Source organism: Prosthecobacter debontii (assembly GCF_900167535.1).
In the GTDB taxonomy this organism is placed as follows: Bacteria; Verrucomicrobiota; Verrucomicrobiia; order Verrucomicrobiales; family Verrucomicrobiaceae; genus Prosthecobacter; species Prosthecobacter debontii.
Genome location: NZ_FUYE01000002.1, coordinates 306,789 through 322,025, shown reverse-complemented (window position 1 = coordinate 322,025; position 15,237 = coordinate 306,789). Strand labels below are relative to the sequence as shown.

The 15,237-nt window shown below is 55.5% G+C and carries 12 protein-coding genes; 7 read left to right on the top strand and 5 right to left on the bottom strand.

Features of this window, described 5'->3' with window-relative positions; genetic code table 11:
- Positions 1–226 precede the first annotated feature (226 nt).
- The 3 genes from B5D61_RS03655 to B5D61_RS03640 all read left to right on the top strand — a co-directional run bounded on the left by B5D61_RS03655 (position 227) and on the right by B5D61_RS03640 (position 4,392).
- Positions 227–1,795 (top strand): vWA domain-containing protein, encoded by a 1,569-nt coding sequence (locus B5D61_RS03655; protein ID WP_078811944.1) that lies wholly within the window; start codon positions 227–229, stop codon positions 1,793–1,795.
- A gap of 706 nt (positions 1,796–2,501) precedes the next feature.
- On the top strand, positions 2,502–3,989 hold the full coding sequence (locus tag B5D61_RS03645) for an RtcB family protein (protein WP_078811942.1): 1,488 nt from the start codon (positions 2,502–2,504) through the stop codon (positions 3,987–3,989).
- Between the two features lie 52 nt (positions 3,990–4,041).
- Positions 4,042–4,392, top strand: a complete 351-nt coding sequence (locus B5D61_RS03640; RefSeq protein WP_139373038.1) for a hypothetical protein — start codon at positions 4,042–4,044, stop codon at positions 4,390–4,392.
- A 5-nt stretch (positions 4,393–4,397) separates the two neighbouring features.
- Here the strand turns inward: B5D61_RS03640 and B5D61_RS03635 are convergent, their stop codons facing one another.
- Positions 4,398–4,886: a putative polyvalent protein kinase domain-containing protein gene (locus B5D61_RS03635; RefSeq protein WP_139373037.1), complete on the bottom strand. Its 489-nt coding sequence runs from the start codon at positions 4,884–4,886 to the stop codon at positions 4,398–4,400.
- 221 nt (positions 4,887–5,107) lie between these two features.
- Here B5D61_RS03635 and rtcA point away from each other — a divergent pair, with 221 nt between their 5' ends.
- The 4 genes from rtcA (at position 5,108) to trxA (ending at position 9,764) form a co-directional block, all read left to right on the top strand.
- A complete protein-coding gene (rtcA, locus tag B5D61_RS03630) occupies positions 5,108–6,148 on the top strand; it encodes an RNA 3'-terminal phosphate cyclase (RefSeq protein ID WP_078811939.1) in 1,041 nt (346 codons plus the stop codon).
- Positions 6,149–6,222: 74 nt separating this feature from the next.
- Entirely contained in the window at positions 6,223–7,938 is a 1,716-nt protein-coding gene (locus tag B5D61_RS03625) for an acyl carrier protein (protein WP_078811938.1), read from the top strand.
- An 84-nt stretch (positions 7,939–8,022) separates the two neighbouring features.
- Positions 8,023–9,312, top strand: coding sequence for an ATP-dependent 6-phosphofructokinase (locus tag B5D61_RS03620; RefSeq protein ID WP_078811937.1), 1,290 nt, complete (start codon positions 8,023–8,025; stop codon positions 9,310–9,312).
- A 56-nt stretch (positions 9,313–9,368) separates the two neighbouring features.
- The gene (trxA, locus tag B5D61_RS03615; protein ID WP_217698906.1) at positions 9,369–9,764 is read left to right on the top strand and encodes a thioredoxin; all 396 of its coding nucleotides are present in this window, start codon (positions 9,369–9,371) and stop codon (positions 9,762–9,764) included.
- On the opposite strand, the gene B5D61_RS03610 is transcribed toward trxA, so the two are convergent.
- Genes B5D61_RS03610 through B5D61_RS03595 form a run of 4 tightly spaced genes read right to left on the bottom strand, consistent with a single transcriptional unit; the run spans position 9,765 to position 15,127 of the window.
- Positions 9,765–11,204 (bottom strand): DUF1501 domain-containing protein, encoded by a 1,440-nt coding sequence (locus tag B5D61_RS03610; protein ID WP_078811936.1) that lies wholly within the window; start codon positions 11,202–11,204, stop codon positions 9,765–9,767.
- 9 nt (positions 11,205–11,213) lie between these two features.
- Positions 11,214–11,528, bottom strand: a complete 315-nt coding sequence (locus B5D61_RS03605) for a type II toxin-antitoxin system RelE/ParE family toxin (RefSeq protein WP_078811935.1) — start codon at positions 11,526–11,528, stop codon at positions 11,214–11,216.
- Positions 11,525–11,761 carry an addiction module protein gene (locus tag B5D61_RS03600; protein ID WP_078811934.1) on the bottom strand — a complete coding sequence of 79 codons (237 nt, stop codon included), beginning with the start codon at positions 11,759–11,761 and terminating at the stop codon, positions 11,525–11,527. Before B5D61_RS03600 ends, B5D61_RS03605 begins: the two co-directional genes overlap by 4 nt.
- 45 nt (positions 11,762–11,806) lie before the next feature.
- A complete protein-coding gene (locus B5D61_RS03595; protein ID WP_078811933.1) occupies positions 11,807–15,127 on the bottom strand; it encodes a PSD1 and planctomycete cytochrome C domain-containing protein in 3,321 nt (1,106 codons plus the stop codon).
- Positions 15,128–15,237 lie beyond the last annotated feature (110 nt).

The following is a 15,237-nucleotide window of genomic DNA, read 5'->3' as shown; positions in this document are numbered from 1 at the left end:
TTAATTCATATATAGATGATTATCTAGAAAGATAAAACCATCTATCATTAGATATTAAATATGGATAATGGCGGTTTGAGGAAAGGGCCGGATTTGTAGGCGTGAAATTTTTCTTTCCCTTATTTTATAAGGATTCCAGCGCCACTGGCACGCTGTTGAAACGGAGTTGGCACGATCCTGGCATTCTTTATCTGGCACAACGAAATCAAACCAGAAAGAAAACGCCATGGCCAACAAATCACTCTTCCAGTCCATCGTCGGAGCGCTCGCTCCCAAGGCTGATACCCGTAATGAGTCGGGAGGCCAGGGATACTCGTTCACTCCTCGCCATGCTCTGGCTCAGTATGCAGCGACGGGATGTCTCAATGCCACCTTCTATGCCTCCGCCGAGGATCAGCTCGCTAAAGTGCTGCAGCTCTGTGAAAAGGTCCCGACGGACTTCATTGCCCGCACGGCGCTGCATTGTCGCGAGAAAGGGTTCATGAAGGATGTGCCAGCGCTCCTTTGCGCCGTGCTTGCAGCCCGCGATGCAGAGCGTCTCGAACTGATCTTCCCGCGTGTCATTAACGACGCCAAGATGCTGCGGAACTTCGTGCAGATTCTGCGCTCCGGTGTGACGGGGCGTAAGTCGCTCGGTTCTCTGCCCAAGCGCCTCGTGCGCCGCTGGTTCGAAACCCGCAACGATGAAGCGATCTTCCGTGCTGACGTGGGGCAGTCTCCTTCGGTGGCTGACATCATCAAGATGGTGCACCCACGTCCGGGAACGCCTGCCCGTGAGGCTCTGTATGGATACCTCATTGGTCGTAAACATGATGTGGAGGCTCTGCCTGCCCTGATCCGCGAGTTCGAGGCATGGAAGAGTGCTCCCGAGGGAAATCCTCCGGAGGTGCCTTTCCAGATGCTCACCGCACTGCCTTTGACCACGGAGCAATGGCAGGAGATCGCCCGGCATGCGCCTTGGCAGATGACTCGGATGAACCTGAACACCTTTGCTCGTCATGGTGTGTTCACGAGCAAGGACCTCACCCGACTCATTGCCAGCCGTCTGCGTAGCGAGGACCAGATTCGCCGCTCGCGTGTGTTGCCGTACCAGCTCATGGCTGCTTATCACAATGTGTCGGCCGATGTGCCGCATGAGGTGAAAGAAGCCCTGCAAGATGCGATGGAGATTGCCATCTCGAACGTACCTCAAGTGACCGGAAAGGTGGTGGTGGCACCCGATGTGTCGGGCTCCATGCACTCGGCGATGACGGGTATCCGCAAAGGGGCCACGAGCAAGATCCGCTGCATTGACATCGCGGCTTTGATCTCGGCGGCTTTCCTCCGCCAGAATCGGGATGCCGAGGTGCTGCCTTTTGAAACTAACGTGGTGCGTGTGGCCTTGAACCCACGCGACTCGGTGATGACGAATGCGCAAAAGCTGGCTTCACTGCCTTGCGGTGGAACGAACTGCAGCGCGGTGCTTATCGATCTCAATGCCCGTAAGGTGCAGGCGGATCTGGTGATCTATGTCTCGGACAACGAATCCTGGATGGATACGCCGCAGCACGGTCGTTTCGGTGGATCGCCGACGCGCACAATGAGCGAGTGGATGAAGTTCAAAGAACGGAATCCCAAAGCTCGTCTCGTGTGTCTGGATATCCAACCCTACGCCACGACCCAGGTGCAGGAGCGGCCCGATGTGCTGAACATCGGAGGCTTCTCGGATTCGGTCTTCGACATCATCGCATCTTTTGCTCAAGGAACCTTGGGCGCGGATCATTGGGTGGGCGAGATCGAAAAGATCTCTCTCTGACCGATCAGTCTCTTTGGAGCCTGGTGAATGCGAAAGCGGACTCCATTCTCAAAAAATGCACACGTCTCTTTCTTCTTTTCATCAGGCTCCATCTCAAAACTAAACTCATTTTGGCGAATGCCTGAGGAACTACATCCACACTGACTGTCGCAGGTTCGAATCCTGCCTGTCCCCAGCAACGGGGCGGTAGCTCAGCTCGGTAGAGCTTCAGACCATGTTTCTCGACTCCTTGTCGCCACTTCTTCTCAATCACGTTAGCATTCATCCTTGGCGAATGCCTGGGGAACTACATTAGCTATTGGTTGCAGGTTCGATTCCTGCCCGGCTTTTCACGGTGCCGGTGGCTCAGTGGTAGAGCAATAGACATCGTGTTTCTCAAAAAACCTTGTCGCCAAATTTCAATTTTAACTCATGCAACTCCTGGCGAATGCTTCGAGTGATTACATCCCTACACGAGCGGCTTGATAACCCGCACCTGAGAAAACCTCGGGCGTTCATCACTCACCCTCTTGTCGCCATTTAGCCTAACTAATTGCATTTATTAAATGGGGCGAATGCCCGATGGAACTACATGATTCAAAAATCCTCAGGCCGGGGGTTCGAATCCCTCCGGTCCCACTTTCAACGGGACCGTAGCTCAGTCTGGTAGAGCAGAGCAAAAACGTTTCATCAAACCCTTGTCGCCCCACCTTTTCTTTTTCATTTTATGACCTCCCCCTTCCATATCACTGGTGAAGCCGAAGCTTTCCTCCCAGCTCGCGATAACAAAGGTAAACCGATCACAGTGATCGGGACCGATGCCATCCGATCCACCTTTGACCAGATCTGCATTGATCAGGCGCTGAACTCGCGCTCGGCTCCAGGTGTGACGGATCTCGTGCTGAACCCCGACGCGCATGCCGGTTACGGGGCGCCTGTGGGATGTGTGATGGCTTCACCAACGCATATCTATCCAGGCCCTGTGGGGGTGGATATCAAGTGCTCCATGTCACTGCTGCAGATGAACATCCCGGCCGATGAGATGATCGATAAGTCGGTCCGTCGCCGAGTGATCGAAGCCATCATTTCACGCACGCCGACAGGGGCCGGACGCGGCCAGCGTGAGGCAAAAAAGTCCCGTCGTGTGTCCGCGGACCTCGGCGTGCAAGTATGCACGGAAGGCGCGAGCAAAGCTGTGTGTGAGGCCCTTGGAATCCCTCCGGAATGGGCACTGCGTTGTGAAGACAGCCAGCACTATGGGCATGATGGAAACACCTCCACGCTCCACGAGCGCCTGGATAAGTTGCGTGCCTTCAATGCCTTCCCGAACTTTGAAAGCAAAATGATGCAGCTCGGATCTTACGGAGGTGGAAACCACTTCGGTGAGTGCGAGATCGTGCAGCTCAGCGATGAGCCAGCCATGCGTGCCACGGCGGATGTTTTTGGCCTCAAAGACAACCATGTAGCCTTCCTGAGCCACTGCGGATCTCGTGGGTTCGGGAACATGCTGGCTCAGCGTCAGTTCAAGGTGCTTGAAGGTTTCTTCCAGCGTTGGGGTCTGGCTTATCCAGGGGGTGACCGTCAACTCGTGTATGCGCCTCTGGGAACGCCGGAGGCCGATGCGTATCTCGATGACATGGCTCTCGGGGCGAACTTCGCCACCGTGAACCATATGCTCATCAATGCGCTGGTGCTGGAGGCTTTCCAGGAAGTGCTGCCAGGAACGACCGGTCAACTGGTGTACTTCATCAGCCATAACATCGCGCGTCAGGAGGTGGTGGATAACCAACTCTCCTGGGTGCATCGAAAAGGGGCGACCCGTGCTTTCCCTGGAGGTCACCATGCACTGAAGGACACGCCTTTTGCCGCCACCGGTCATCCGATCCTGCTGCCTGGAAATCCGCGCGATGGCTCCGTGGTGATGGTGGCCAAGCCGGACGCCGTGAAGAGCTGCTACAGTGTGAACCACGGTGCCGGTCGCTGCATGGGACGTAAAGCCGCCGCTCGTGCGCTGGATCAGGCCACGGTGGATGCCGACTTCGAGTCTAACGACATCCTCTTCAACGCCCGCAAGTATCCGATTGATGAAGCCCCTAACGCCTACAAGAACTTCCAGGAAGTGCTGCGTAGCGTGGAGTCTGCCGGTCTGGCTCAGCAGGTGTGTAAACTGAAGGCGCGCTTTGTGATCAAGGACGCGGCGGAGGCGGATGATTGATTCTAACTGATAGTCGAAAGGGGGAATCTTTCCGTCCCCAATGGCAAAAAACGTGAATACAGACGACCCAATATCAAAAGTTTCTCAAAGCGTGCCTTGGGCACGTCCAGGTGACTATCGCGAGGAAGATTCTAATTTTATCATTGGCAACTTAGAGGGACTACAAGCTCTTCGTGCTGCCATTGATAATGCATTGGATAAAGGTGAAGCGTTTATCGAGGAACCTGCCATTGAGTTCAGTCATATCAAAGTGAGTGATCAAGCGACTCCTGATTTTGATGATGCTGAATCAGGGAGCAAGTTGGCCATGGTCGGATGTCTACTTATCTTGAGTCTCTTTGTTGTTGTTTTCCTCATGGGCTGTGTCGAGGTCGTTCGGTATCTCTTTAATTCGATCAGATGATCTATTTAGATGTTTGCAGCCTTCAAGAGTTCTGCCGACGGCCTGCATACAATCACATCAATCGGTGCGAGACCCTCGACGCCATGCACCACGTTCTTTGGCTCAGCGTCGGCCACTAAGACGTTGTCCTCATGCCGATACCAAGCATCTCCAAATCTCGTCCGATGAAATACGAAGCGTCGTTTTTTCATGAACTCAGTGATCTCTTGTCGTGTAGCTGGTTTGCCAAGGAAAATGGGCTGACTGGTGACCACGCGGACATTCCGTTCAAAACCGTGAATGCCGTGAATCCTCCAATCGAGACCGAAAAGATCCACGGTAAGTCGGATTCGCTCCAGATATTGCTCCAGAGTCGCAAATCGATCAGGACCAAACAACCTCCCATACTCTCCTGGATGAGTCGCTTTGATAGCGCGCCCATCTTTCGAAAACCAAACCTCATGTTCGGAGCCCCGGGTTTGTCCAAAACCTGCTGGAAGCTCGACTTGATTCATGATCGAGATTTCCAGAGCCTCTTCCAAATCGGAAGACTGGTTTTAGTATCGCGTCCCACTTTCTCGAAGAGTTTTACTTGGGCTTCCCACGCTTCGCGAGTCACCGGAGGTTGCTCACGGACCATGCGGGCCAAGCGCTCGCGGTCGGCGTGACAAATCTCTTCAAGGCTGGTAACTCCCGCTGACATTTCCAGAGTCTATCTGACCCACTATCTTTCGCAATGACCAAAACCAACACATCGCTTCTCCAAATTTCCGGTGAATCCGGCGGTGGGCAACTCCTGCGTTCGGCGTTGTCTTTGTCCCTGGTGACGGGGCAGCCGTTTCGCATGACGAACATTCGTGGCAAGCGGCCCAAGCCCGGGCTGATGCGTCAGCATCTGACTTGTGTGAAGGCGGCGGCAGAGGTCAGTGGTGCGGCGGTGGATGGGGCCGAGATTGGGTCTGTCGAGTTGGTCTTCGCTCCTGGGCCCGTGAGGGCAGGGGAGTATGATTTTAAGATCGGCAGTGGGGGAAGCACGACGTTGGTTTTGCAGACGCTGCTGCCCGCCCTGTTGCATGCCGATGGCGAGAGTCGTGTGCGGATCGAAGGTGGCACGCACAATCCTTTGGCTCCGCCCTATGAGTTCATGGATCAGTGCTTCATGCCGGTCCTGCGCAAGATGGGAGTCAAAGCCGAGGTGACCTTGGAACGACATGGGTTCATGCAAGCGGGCGGAGGTCTGCTGACCGCTCAGATTTCACCCATCAAAAAGTGGAAGAAACTCAAGCTGCTGGAGCGCGGTGAATCCCAAGGCTGCTTCGGACGAGTGCTGCATGCTCATCTCGGGCGCGACATCGCGGAGCGTGAGATGGCGGCGGTGTCTCGCATCTTGGAATGGGAGGCCGGGAAGCTGGAACTGCGTTACGCCAATGATAGTGCGGGACCCGGAAACGCGATCTTGTTAGGGGCTGCCTTCGCGAATATTTGCGAGATCAGTTCGGGCATTGCTCAGATGGGGAAATCAGCCGAATCGGTGGCCACGGGTGCCGCTAAAGGCTTGCGCTCCTACTTGGCCTCGTCAGCTCCCGTCGGTGTGCATCTTGCAGACCAGTTGCTCCTGCCGATGGCTTTGACGGGCGGCGGAGTTTTCCGCACCCTCGCGATCAGTGATCATACCGAGACGAACATGACTCTGATTGAGAAATTTTTGGCCGTGCGTTTTGAAGTGCAGGAGCTGGAAATGGGGGTGAAGGAGATTTCCCTGCGTTCCCAGGGGTAAAGACTCCGGCGTTTCAGCTTACGGCAGTTCTTGACCCTGCGTTTGGGAACGATAGGTTCGGGCTTCCCCCAAGAATGCCTGACGCCCCCACTTTGCCCCAACTCGAGCTGCGTGTGCTCGACCTTGTTCGTGATGAAGTCCTGCAGACGCCTCCTGGTTTTGGAGTGAGCTCTGATCTTTTTGAGGCAGGGCTTGATTCGATGGCCATCATGCAGCTCTTGCTATTGCTGGAAGAGCATTACGGCGTGGCCATCCCGGTGGGCAGTGTTTCGCGAGCGAATTTCAGGAGTGCGCAGACCATTGGGGCACTTCTCGTTCAACAGGGATATGTCGTGACTGAGGGCGGGGTTGTCGAAGAACCAGCTCCGGTGATTGCTTCTGAGCCTGCGGTGTCACCTGAGGTCGTGGAAACAACACCGAAAGAGATCGTGCCGGAGCCGAAGCTGGATCGTCTGCCCTTGCGAGACTGCGATTTCTTCACGCATGCTTTCGATGAAATGCTTCGGCATGCTGGGCAGGGCGGACACATCGCGCGTTCGTTCATTGAGCTGGATCGTGTGCCGGACGTCCAGGCGATCCGTGATCTGCTGGTGAAGCTGCCGGATCAGTTCCCTTTCCCGATCTTCACCGCCAAGCTGGAAAAACCGAGCTTCTTTTCCCTGCATACTTGGGTGCCTGCCCGCTATCAGCGCCCTCTGGAGTTGAATCTCTGGTCCGATGAAAGGTCTTCAGGAGGCTTGATCGCTCACGGTGCGCAGAAGTTTGCTGATCTGCAGACGAAGCTGGATGACATCATCAACACCTCTTTGCCGCAATACGACGATGGCTGGATGAATGTCCGGTTTGATTTGGTCGAAAAAGAAGATGGCACGTGTGTCTTCGTTTTCTCCTGGAGCCATCTCATCATGGACGGCATTGGAGCGGAGTTTTTCCTGCTGGAGATGAACCGCTTGTTGGGCGGTAAGAGCGAGCCCGTGCCGGCCTTTGATCTCACGGATTTCAAAGATACTCGTGGTTGGGGTGAACGCTGGAAGACGGCCAAGGTGATGCCGGCCTTCTTCGATACGGTGATGAAGCATCCCTTCGAGGCTCTGGGTTCGGAGAAGCTTTCCTCGGGTCGTGCCCATTTCCAGGTGATTACCTTGACGGAAGAACAAAGCGCTGAGGTCGCTCGTCGCAGTGCGGAGGTTTCTGGACCCCTGATCAACATGCCCTTCCATCTCGCCTGTGCCATGCGCGCGCATCAGGCGGTGTTTGATTTCCGAAAGCAGAAGCCGGAGTCTTTGATGTGCTGTGTGCCGATCCAGGTGCGTAAAAAAGGCACTCGTGGACCGCTTTTTCAAAACCACCTGACCATGTTCTTCTGCAATCTGTTGGCCGAAGAATTGACCACGCTGGACGCTGCTGCTGGGTCTCTCCACAAGCAGCACACCCGCTTCATCAAGGAGAAGATCGGTGATGCCTTCCGCGATCTCATGTGGATGATGCGACCAATGCCGCCCAGCCTGCACATGCATTTCATCAACTGGCACATGAAGGGGAAATTCAGTTCCTTCTATCACTCCAACACAGGTGTGTTTGCGCCGGAGTTGACTCAGTTTGCCGGAGCGTCCGTGACGAATGCCTACCACGTGCCGAGCTTCTCAGATCCTCCAGGCACGGGCGTTTTCACCAATGAGAAAAACGGGCGACTGGTCCTGACGCTCTGCTGGCGTGAGGGCACGCTGACTCCCGAAGAGCGGGAAATCTTCATTCAGCAACTGCTCTCGGATCTCGGCGTCCGCTCCTAATTCTCTCCTTGTGCCTTTTCTGTCGCACAAATTCACCACCCGTATCAGCGGGTGGCACCCGTTGTGCTCTCTATTGATCGTCCCATGCTGAATGTTGACATCCCCTCCCTCGGTCCATGCCAGTTTGCGTCTCCACTGCACCAGATCGGCAGCACTGAAGTGCCGTTTAAAACGGATCAAGACCGTATTCTTTATAGCAACACCGTCCGTGGACTGGAGGAGCCTGAAAGCGCCTTGAGCTTCGAAGAGGCAGGACCTCGTGAGCAGATCTTTTTTGATCCCGCACGCACCACCGTGGGCATCGTGACGTGTGGTGGCTTATGCCCGGGGCTGAATGACATCATTCGCGGCATTGTCTATCAGTGTTACCGCCAATATGGCATTACCAAGGTGTATGGTTTTCGTTATGGTTATGAAGGCTTGGTGCAGCGTTACGGGCATACGCCTCTGATGTTGAGACCGGAGTCTGTTGCACAGATTCATAACTTCGGCGGCACCATCCTGGGGAGTTCACGCGGCCAGCAGCCAATCGGTGAGATGGTCGATACTCTTGAGGATATGGGGGTGGATATCCTCTTTGTGATCGGTGGGGATGGCACCCTTCGCGGTGCCTCCGAAATCGCGAAAGAGATCAAAAATCGTGGATTGCGTAAGGCGGTCGTGGGGATCCCCAAGACCATTGACAATGACATCATGTATCTGGACAAGAGCTTTGGCTTTGAGACGGCTTTTGCGGAAGCGGTCAATGCGGTCAAGTGCGCTTACACCGAGGCTTGTGGTGCGGTCAATGGAGTGGGCCTGCTGAAACTGATGGGTCGAGACAGTGGTTTCATTGCTTGTTATGCCGCATTGGCAGGAAGCAATGTGGATTTCGTGCTCATTCCTGAAGTTTCGTTTACCATGGAAGGGACGGCGGGGCTTTTGGAAGCTCTCCGTTATCGCTTGGCGAAGCGTGGCAGTGCGGTCATTGTGGTGGCCGAAGGTGCTGGGCAGGAACTCTGCCAAGCCGCTGATGGCACCGATGCCAGCGGTAACAAACGATATGGTGACATTGGCTTGTTCCTCAAAGATCAGATCAATGCTTTCTTCAAGGCGCGCCGCATGGAGGTAAACCTGAAATACATCGACCCCAGCTACATCGTCCGTAGCGTGCCAGCCAATCCTCAGGATAACGTGTATTGCTCACGCTTGGCTCAGTCCGCCGTCCATGCCGCCATGGCAGGTAAGACCTCCATGTTGGTGGGACGTTGGCACAATGCCTTCGTGCATCTGCCTCTGGATATGGTGACCCATGGTCGGCGCAAGGTGGACTCAAAAGGAGAGCTCTGGCATGCGGTGCTGGAAAGCACCGGTCAACCCGCGATCATGGTGTAAACCCTCCCTGGAAAGTGCTTGGCAGTCGAACGGATTGCCATGACAGTTTTCACCTGATGAAAGCCTCCAATATCGGTTTGTGGGTGGCAACTGCCGCTTTAGGCTGGGTCGCCTGGATGCTCATGGACGTGTCTGCGCCGCAGAAAAGCGGTGGAGATTCCTCAGCAACGCTGGCGGCGGCTCAGGCCTCTGGCACGCCAGTATTGGTGGAGTTCTACGCAGACTGGTGTGGAGCCTGCAAGATGATCGCACCTGAGGTGGAGGAGTTGTCCACTGAGTTGGCCGGGAAAGCACGTGTGCTGCGCCTGAATGTGGAAACACAGCCCGACGTAGCTGCACAATATCGGGTGCACGTTTTACCCACCTTCATTGCCTTCGAAAAGGGAAACGTGATTGCACGGCAGACCGGAGCGATCCCCAAGGCTGCCATGCAAAAGATGTTAGGCTTCTAATTAAGCGAGCAACTCTTTCACCACCTTACATTCGTTCACGCCGGTGAGTTTAAAGTCGAGTCCGGCATACTTGTAGGTGAAGCGTTCGTGGTCGAAGCCCAGGGTGCGCAGGAGCGTGGCGTGCAGATCATGCACGTGGACAGGATTCTCCACAGCTCCGAAACCGAACTCATCGGTCGCGCCATGGGTGTAACCGGCTTTGACACCACCGCCAGCCAACCAGTAGGTGAAGCCATAATGGTTGTGGTCGCGTCCGCGCTGCTTGCCTGCATTCGCTCCGGGTGTCGGAAGCTCAACCGCTGGAGTGCGGCCGAATTCACCACCCCAGATCATAAGGGTGTCATCGAAGAGACCACGCTGCTTCATATCAGCCATGAAGGCCGCAATCGCGCCATCCACATCTTTCGCCAACCGGGCGTGATCGAGGATTTCATCGTGACTATCCCAAGGCTGGCCAGCACCGGTCCAAAGCTGGATGAAGCGAACTCCACGCTCCAGCAGACGACGCGCGATCAGGGTCTGACGACCGAAATGATTTTCGCCATAAGCCTTGCGGATGTGTTCGGGCTCCTTGCTGATGTCGAACGCGTCGGTCGCCTCCATCTGCATACGATAAGCCAGTTCATAGCTCTGAATGCGGGCATCCAGTTGTTGATCATTCTGGCGCTGGACGAGGTGATTGTGATTCATCTCATAAAGCAGATCGAGCTGACGACGCTGCTGCTTCAGATCCAGGGAGGTGTTTTTGATGTATTCCACCAGCTTATCGACATCGGTATTCTCCGTGTTGATGTAGGTGCCCTGATAGATGCTGGGCAGGAAGGCAGACTGCCAGTTCTTCGTGCGGCGGGTGGGCATGCCATTCGGGCACATGGAGATGTAGCCGGGCAGGTTTTCATTTTCGGAACCCAAGCCGTAAGTGACCCAGGAGCCAAAGCTCGGACGGTGCAGGCGCCCGTCACCGGTATTCATGAGACCGAGAGAAGGTTCATGGTTAGGCACATCCGCCTGCATGGAGCGGATCACGCAGAGATCATCGGCAAACTGAGCGGTGCGAGAGAAAATCTCGCTGACCTCCAAGCCACACTGGCCATACTTCTGGAACTTGAAGGGGGACTTCATCCCGGCCCCTGTCGGGCGCTCCGTCTTCAGAATGTTCGGCAGCGCCTTGCCATCATACTTATCCAGCATGGGCTTGGGATCGAAGGTGTCCACCTGAGAGGGACCACCATTCATGAAGAAGTGAATGACGCGTTTCGCCTTCGGCTCAAAGTGCGGCTGGCGCACACCGAAAGGGTTGTTCGCATTCAATGCGGCCTGCGCTTTGCCTGCTCCGAGCAGGTCCCCCAGAGCGATGGAACCCATGCCCATGCCGAGGCGGCCGAGCAACTGACGACGGGTCAGAAAGTGATGTTCAAGATTGGGGGCGTGGTGGGACATGGCGGGGGATTAAGTTGATGACCACTTGCGGTTCAGACCATACGAAGGATGGCGTTTATTATGACGCACCACGACAATCCTGATGAGGGAGTCGGCATCGACGATCTCATAAATCAGGTTGAACGGGAAACGTTTCATATTGGCGCGTCTAAAGCGGGAGCGAGATGACAGGGGATGATAGTGAAAAGGAGAAGCGAAAAGACTATCGACGATGAGATCGAGTTGTTGGCGAAAGTCTTTCGAAAGGGCTGGATTTATTTCTCCATAGTATTTTTGGGCATCAAGCAAGTCACCGACGGCTAAAGGGTGGAAGTCGATGTTCATGTTGGCTGTGTAGCGTCCAATTGCCGCTTCACTTCTTCCCACGGGATGCCGATGACTTTACCAGCCCGCAACTCCTCAGACCTCTTTTCTGCGAGGGCGAGTATTTCATCCAGATAGGCTTGATCCTCCTCTTCCTCGACAGGCGTTGTCAGCTGCAGCCATTCCGAAAGCTCGACCCGCTCCGCATAGCTGAGCTCATCGATCTGTTCACGAATTTGGGCGATGGATGACATACAGACCTCCTTGGTTAGGGATTCAAAATCACTGGGTTTGTTCGGTTAATCAACAAATTGAAACTCGTTCGACATCATCAGCACCTGGGCCAACTGGGCGAGGGGAGTTTGTGGTTTGGGGCGGTTGATAGGCCACTGGGAAGGGCCGCAGAAATCAGTGTCGGCACGAGTGATGGGAGCCACGCTGCCATCGCTGGCGATACGCTCGATCTTCGGTGCCCAGTTGTAGCTATCGCTATTGGTATCGTTGTTTTCGGACTCAACGACAAAGCTCAGCACTTCGTCTTGCTCGACTTCCAGGTCGGCGGTGAGTTCCACACTGCTAGCGGGTTTGACGAATTCCTCACGGATTTTACCCTTTTTGTTAGAGATGATCCAGGCGCGGATGCCGTTACCTTTGTCGCTGCTGCGCTTGATAGCTCCTGAGATGCGGATTTTCTCTTTGGAGAAGGGGGTAGTCCACTGCATAACGGCGGGCCATTGGCTGCCGGGGTGGCCATTACCGGCACCGATGTAGAGGTAGCCATACTCCTTGGATGGGTGGACTTTGTCCGGGGTCCAACGCATGGTGTTTTGACCCACCTTACCAAAGTGGGCCAGTGGCTCGAAGCCCGCCAGGCTGACCTTCCCTGTCGTGGCGTCTTTTTCCACCTTAGCTGTGCCGTAACGCCAGACAAAGGCGGCGGCGCGACGCTTGAGCATATCGGCATCGTTGCAGAAGCGCTGGGTCATCTCAATCTCGTCCGGACTCGCGTCTCGCAGAAGCACGCGGTGGTAGAGAGATTGGATCGCCTCGGAGTCAATGGTGCTACCTTTCACCGGGGTGGCCTCGGCCAGCTTCGTCGAGCGCTGCTGCATGAAGGGGCTGTTCATCAAAAATAGAGCTTGTTGGGGCACCGTGGTGACGTAGCGGATCGGGCTGTGATTGTCCGGGTTGGCAAAGTCAAACGTGGCTGGCACCGTGGCTTGGTCGTAGCGGTTCACCAGCAGGTAAACACTGCGGCGGCTGTCCACGGTTTTGTCAGTGAGAGGCACAGCGCGGCCACCCATATTGGCAGAGTCCAGTTCGCCTGCGACTTGCAGCATGGCGTCACGCATAGATTCGTAGTCCAGACGCTGGCGATTCTGACGGCTCAGCAGTTCATTGTCGGCATCCTTGAGTGCCTTATCCGGCGTGTTCAGCACCGCTTGTTGGTAGGTGCGGCTGGTGAGGATGCGCTGGTGTAGTTTCTTGAGACTCCAGTTTTCCTCCATGAGGCTAGCGGCGAGATAGTCCAGCAGATCATGCTGAACGGGCTCGTCCGTCTGCACCCCGAAGTCGCTGGTTTGGCCGACCAAAGGTTTGCCGAAGTGCTGTGTCCACACACGGTTGACGATCACGCGGGCGGTGAGGGGATTGTCTTTGCTGGCGATCTTTTGGGCCAGTTCGAGTCGGCCACTGCCTTCCTTGAAGGACTCACCCCCAAACATGGTCAACCACCCACGTGGAGCCACCGCACCGCGGCGGCTGGGGTTACCCCGGATGAAGATGCTGACGTCAGCGGGCTTGGGTTTATCCACCATGACCATAGCGCGTGGTGGGGAGCCTGGGTGTTCGATCTCCAACTTCAGGCGGTCATTGGACATTTTGACGGTCTGAGTCAGATCCTTGCGGGTAAAGAACACGTTGGCCTGTTCCACCGGCACAGACATGGGGCTGGGATCGGTTTGGAGGATTTCGCGCACCTGCTTCCAATCGGCATTGTCGGGCTGCGTTCCAGCGAGGCAGGTGTTGAAAATATCCGCATATAGGGCGGCCACTTCACCGAAGTTCTTGGGTGCAGGTCGCTTGGCCAATTCATTGCGCGGCACGGCATTCAGTCCGCTGTCGGGCTTGGTCAGCGTTTTCACCAGCTCAGGGGCTTTGGCGGCAAATTGATCTGCAGGGAGGGCAGCAAATTCTTTCCAGGCCAGCATCACGGGATGAGGCTTGGCTTTGAGCGCATGCCGTTTCAAAAAGTCGGCCCATTGATCGGCGACTTTGTCGCGCAGCTTCAGAGCGCCTGCGCGTCCTTTTAGGGCGGTGCGATCTTTGATCGTCACAGCCTCTTGAGCGAAAGCCAAGTATTCGGTCACGCGCTCGGGAGTGCGAATCTCCTCATAGACCTTCTTTTTGAACTCGAGATCCTTTTGGGCGATTTCAGCCACCTTGGCCTCGTAGTCTTTGACATCGTTTTCATTGGGCGCTCGACCGATCACCGGCATGGCATCGTTGGCAGGCTCCTCGCAGCTATTGAAGACCGAGTAGAGCGCGTAGTAATCGCGGGCAGGAATCGGATCGTATTTGTGGTCGTGACAGCGTGCACAGGCGACCGTCAGGCCTAACATACCACGTGTGACCACGTCGATGCGATCATCGGTCTGCAGGTCCTTGTTGCTGATGAAGCGATCGCCCACATTCATGAATGCCAATGCGGCGAGGTGCGGATCGGACTTCGCCTTGTCCGCAGGAACCATCTTGTCCGCAGCCAACTGATACATGAGGAACTTGTCATACGGCATGTCCTCGTTCAGGGACTTCACCACCCAGTCGCGATAGGTATAGGCGTAGGGGTAGCGGATGTCTTTGCCTGCGACCTGATAGCCATCGGTATCCGCATAGCGGGCCACATCCAGCCAGATACGGCCCCAGCGTTCTCCATAGGCGGGGCTGGCCAAGAGCTTATTGACCAAGGTATCCACCGCCGCTTTGGCGTTTTGAGCGCTCGCCTTTTCAAAGGCACGAACGTCTTCGAATGACGGCTGTAAGCCAGTCAACGTGACATGAATGCGACGACAGAGAGCCGCAGCATCGGCCTGCGGAGCAAAGTCAAGCCCAGCGGCTTTCAGCTTGGCCCCCACCAGAGAGTCCACTGTGCCAGAGGGCTTTTTCACGGGCTGGAAGGCCCAGTGCTGCATGGGATCTGCTTTGTCATGGCCATGAGCGACTTCTTTTTCTTCAGGCCAAGGCAATCCCATTTGCACCCACTTTTCTAAAGCTGCGATTTCCTCGGGCTTCAGCTTATCCCCTTTCTTGGGCATGGATTCCACACCCGATTCATGCTTGATGGCTTTGATCAGCTTGGAGGCAGCGGGATTCCCGGGTTCCACCACCTTGCCATAATCACTTCCGCGCAGGATGGCGCTACGCAGGTTCATGCGCAGGCCATTCTCATGCTTGTGATCGCCGTGGCAGTCGTAGCAATTCTCGGCAAGTACGGGTCGCACGCTCTTCTCGAAAAACTCGATCTGATCCGCAGGAAAGCTATCGGCAGCAGTCGCAAGTGATCCGGCGATGGCAAAACTGCCACCGAGAATCCAGAGGAAAAATGGAGTCTGTGAGGTCATCTGGGGGAACGATGAAGAGCCGCGGGAAAAACCGCTTCTCAAGCAATACGCGCAAAGGCCGTGCCACCTTGCATCAGCCTGGGCCTTCCTTCAATCGTGTCTTGCGCTTG

Coding starts and splice junctions, on each gene's coding strand:
- B5D61_RS03655 (WP_078811944.1), top strand. CDS start 227: ATGGCCAACAAATCACTCTTCCAGTCCATCGTCGGAGCGCTCGCTCCC.
- B5D61_RS03645 (WP_078811942.1), top strand. CDS start 2,502: ATGACCTCCCCCTTCCATATCACTGGTGAAGCCGAAGCTTTCCTCCCA.
- B5D61_RS03635 (WP_139373037.1), bottom strand. CDS start 4,886: ATGAATCAAGTCGAGCTTCCAGCAGGTTTTGGACAAACCCGGGGCTCC.
- rtcA (WP_078811939.1), top strand. CDS start 5,108: ATGACCAAAACCAACACATCGCTTCTCCAAATTTCCGGTGAATCCGGC.
- B5D61_RS03625 (WP_078811938.1), top strand. CDS start 6,223: ATGCCTGACGCCCCCACTTTGCCCCAACTCGAGCTGCGTGTGCTCGAC.
- B5D61_RS03620 (WP_078811937.1), top strand. CDS start 8,023: ATGCTGAATGTTGACATCCCCTCCCTCGGTCCATGCCAGTTTGCGTCT.
- trxA (WP_217698906.1), top strand. CDS start 9,369: ATGAAAGCCTCCAATATCGGTTTGTGGGTGGCAACTGCCGCTTTAGGC.
- B5D61_RS03610 (WP_078811936.1), bottom strand. CDS start 11,204: ATGTCCCACCACGCCCCCAATCTTGAACATCACTTTCTGACCCGTCGT.
- B5D61_RS03605 (WP_078811935.1), bottom strand. CDS start 11,528: ATGAACATCGACTTCCACCCTTTAGCCGTCGGTGACTTGCTTGATGCC.
- B5D61_RS03600 (WP_078811934.1), bottom strand. CDS start 11,761: ATGTCATCCATCGCCCAAATTCGTGAACAGATCGATGAGCTCAGCTAT.
- B5D61_RS03595 (WP_078811933.1), bottom strand. CDS start 15,127: ATGACCTCACAGACTCCATTTTTCCTCTGGATTCTCGGTGGCAGTTTT.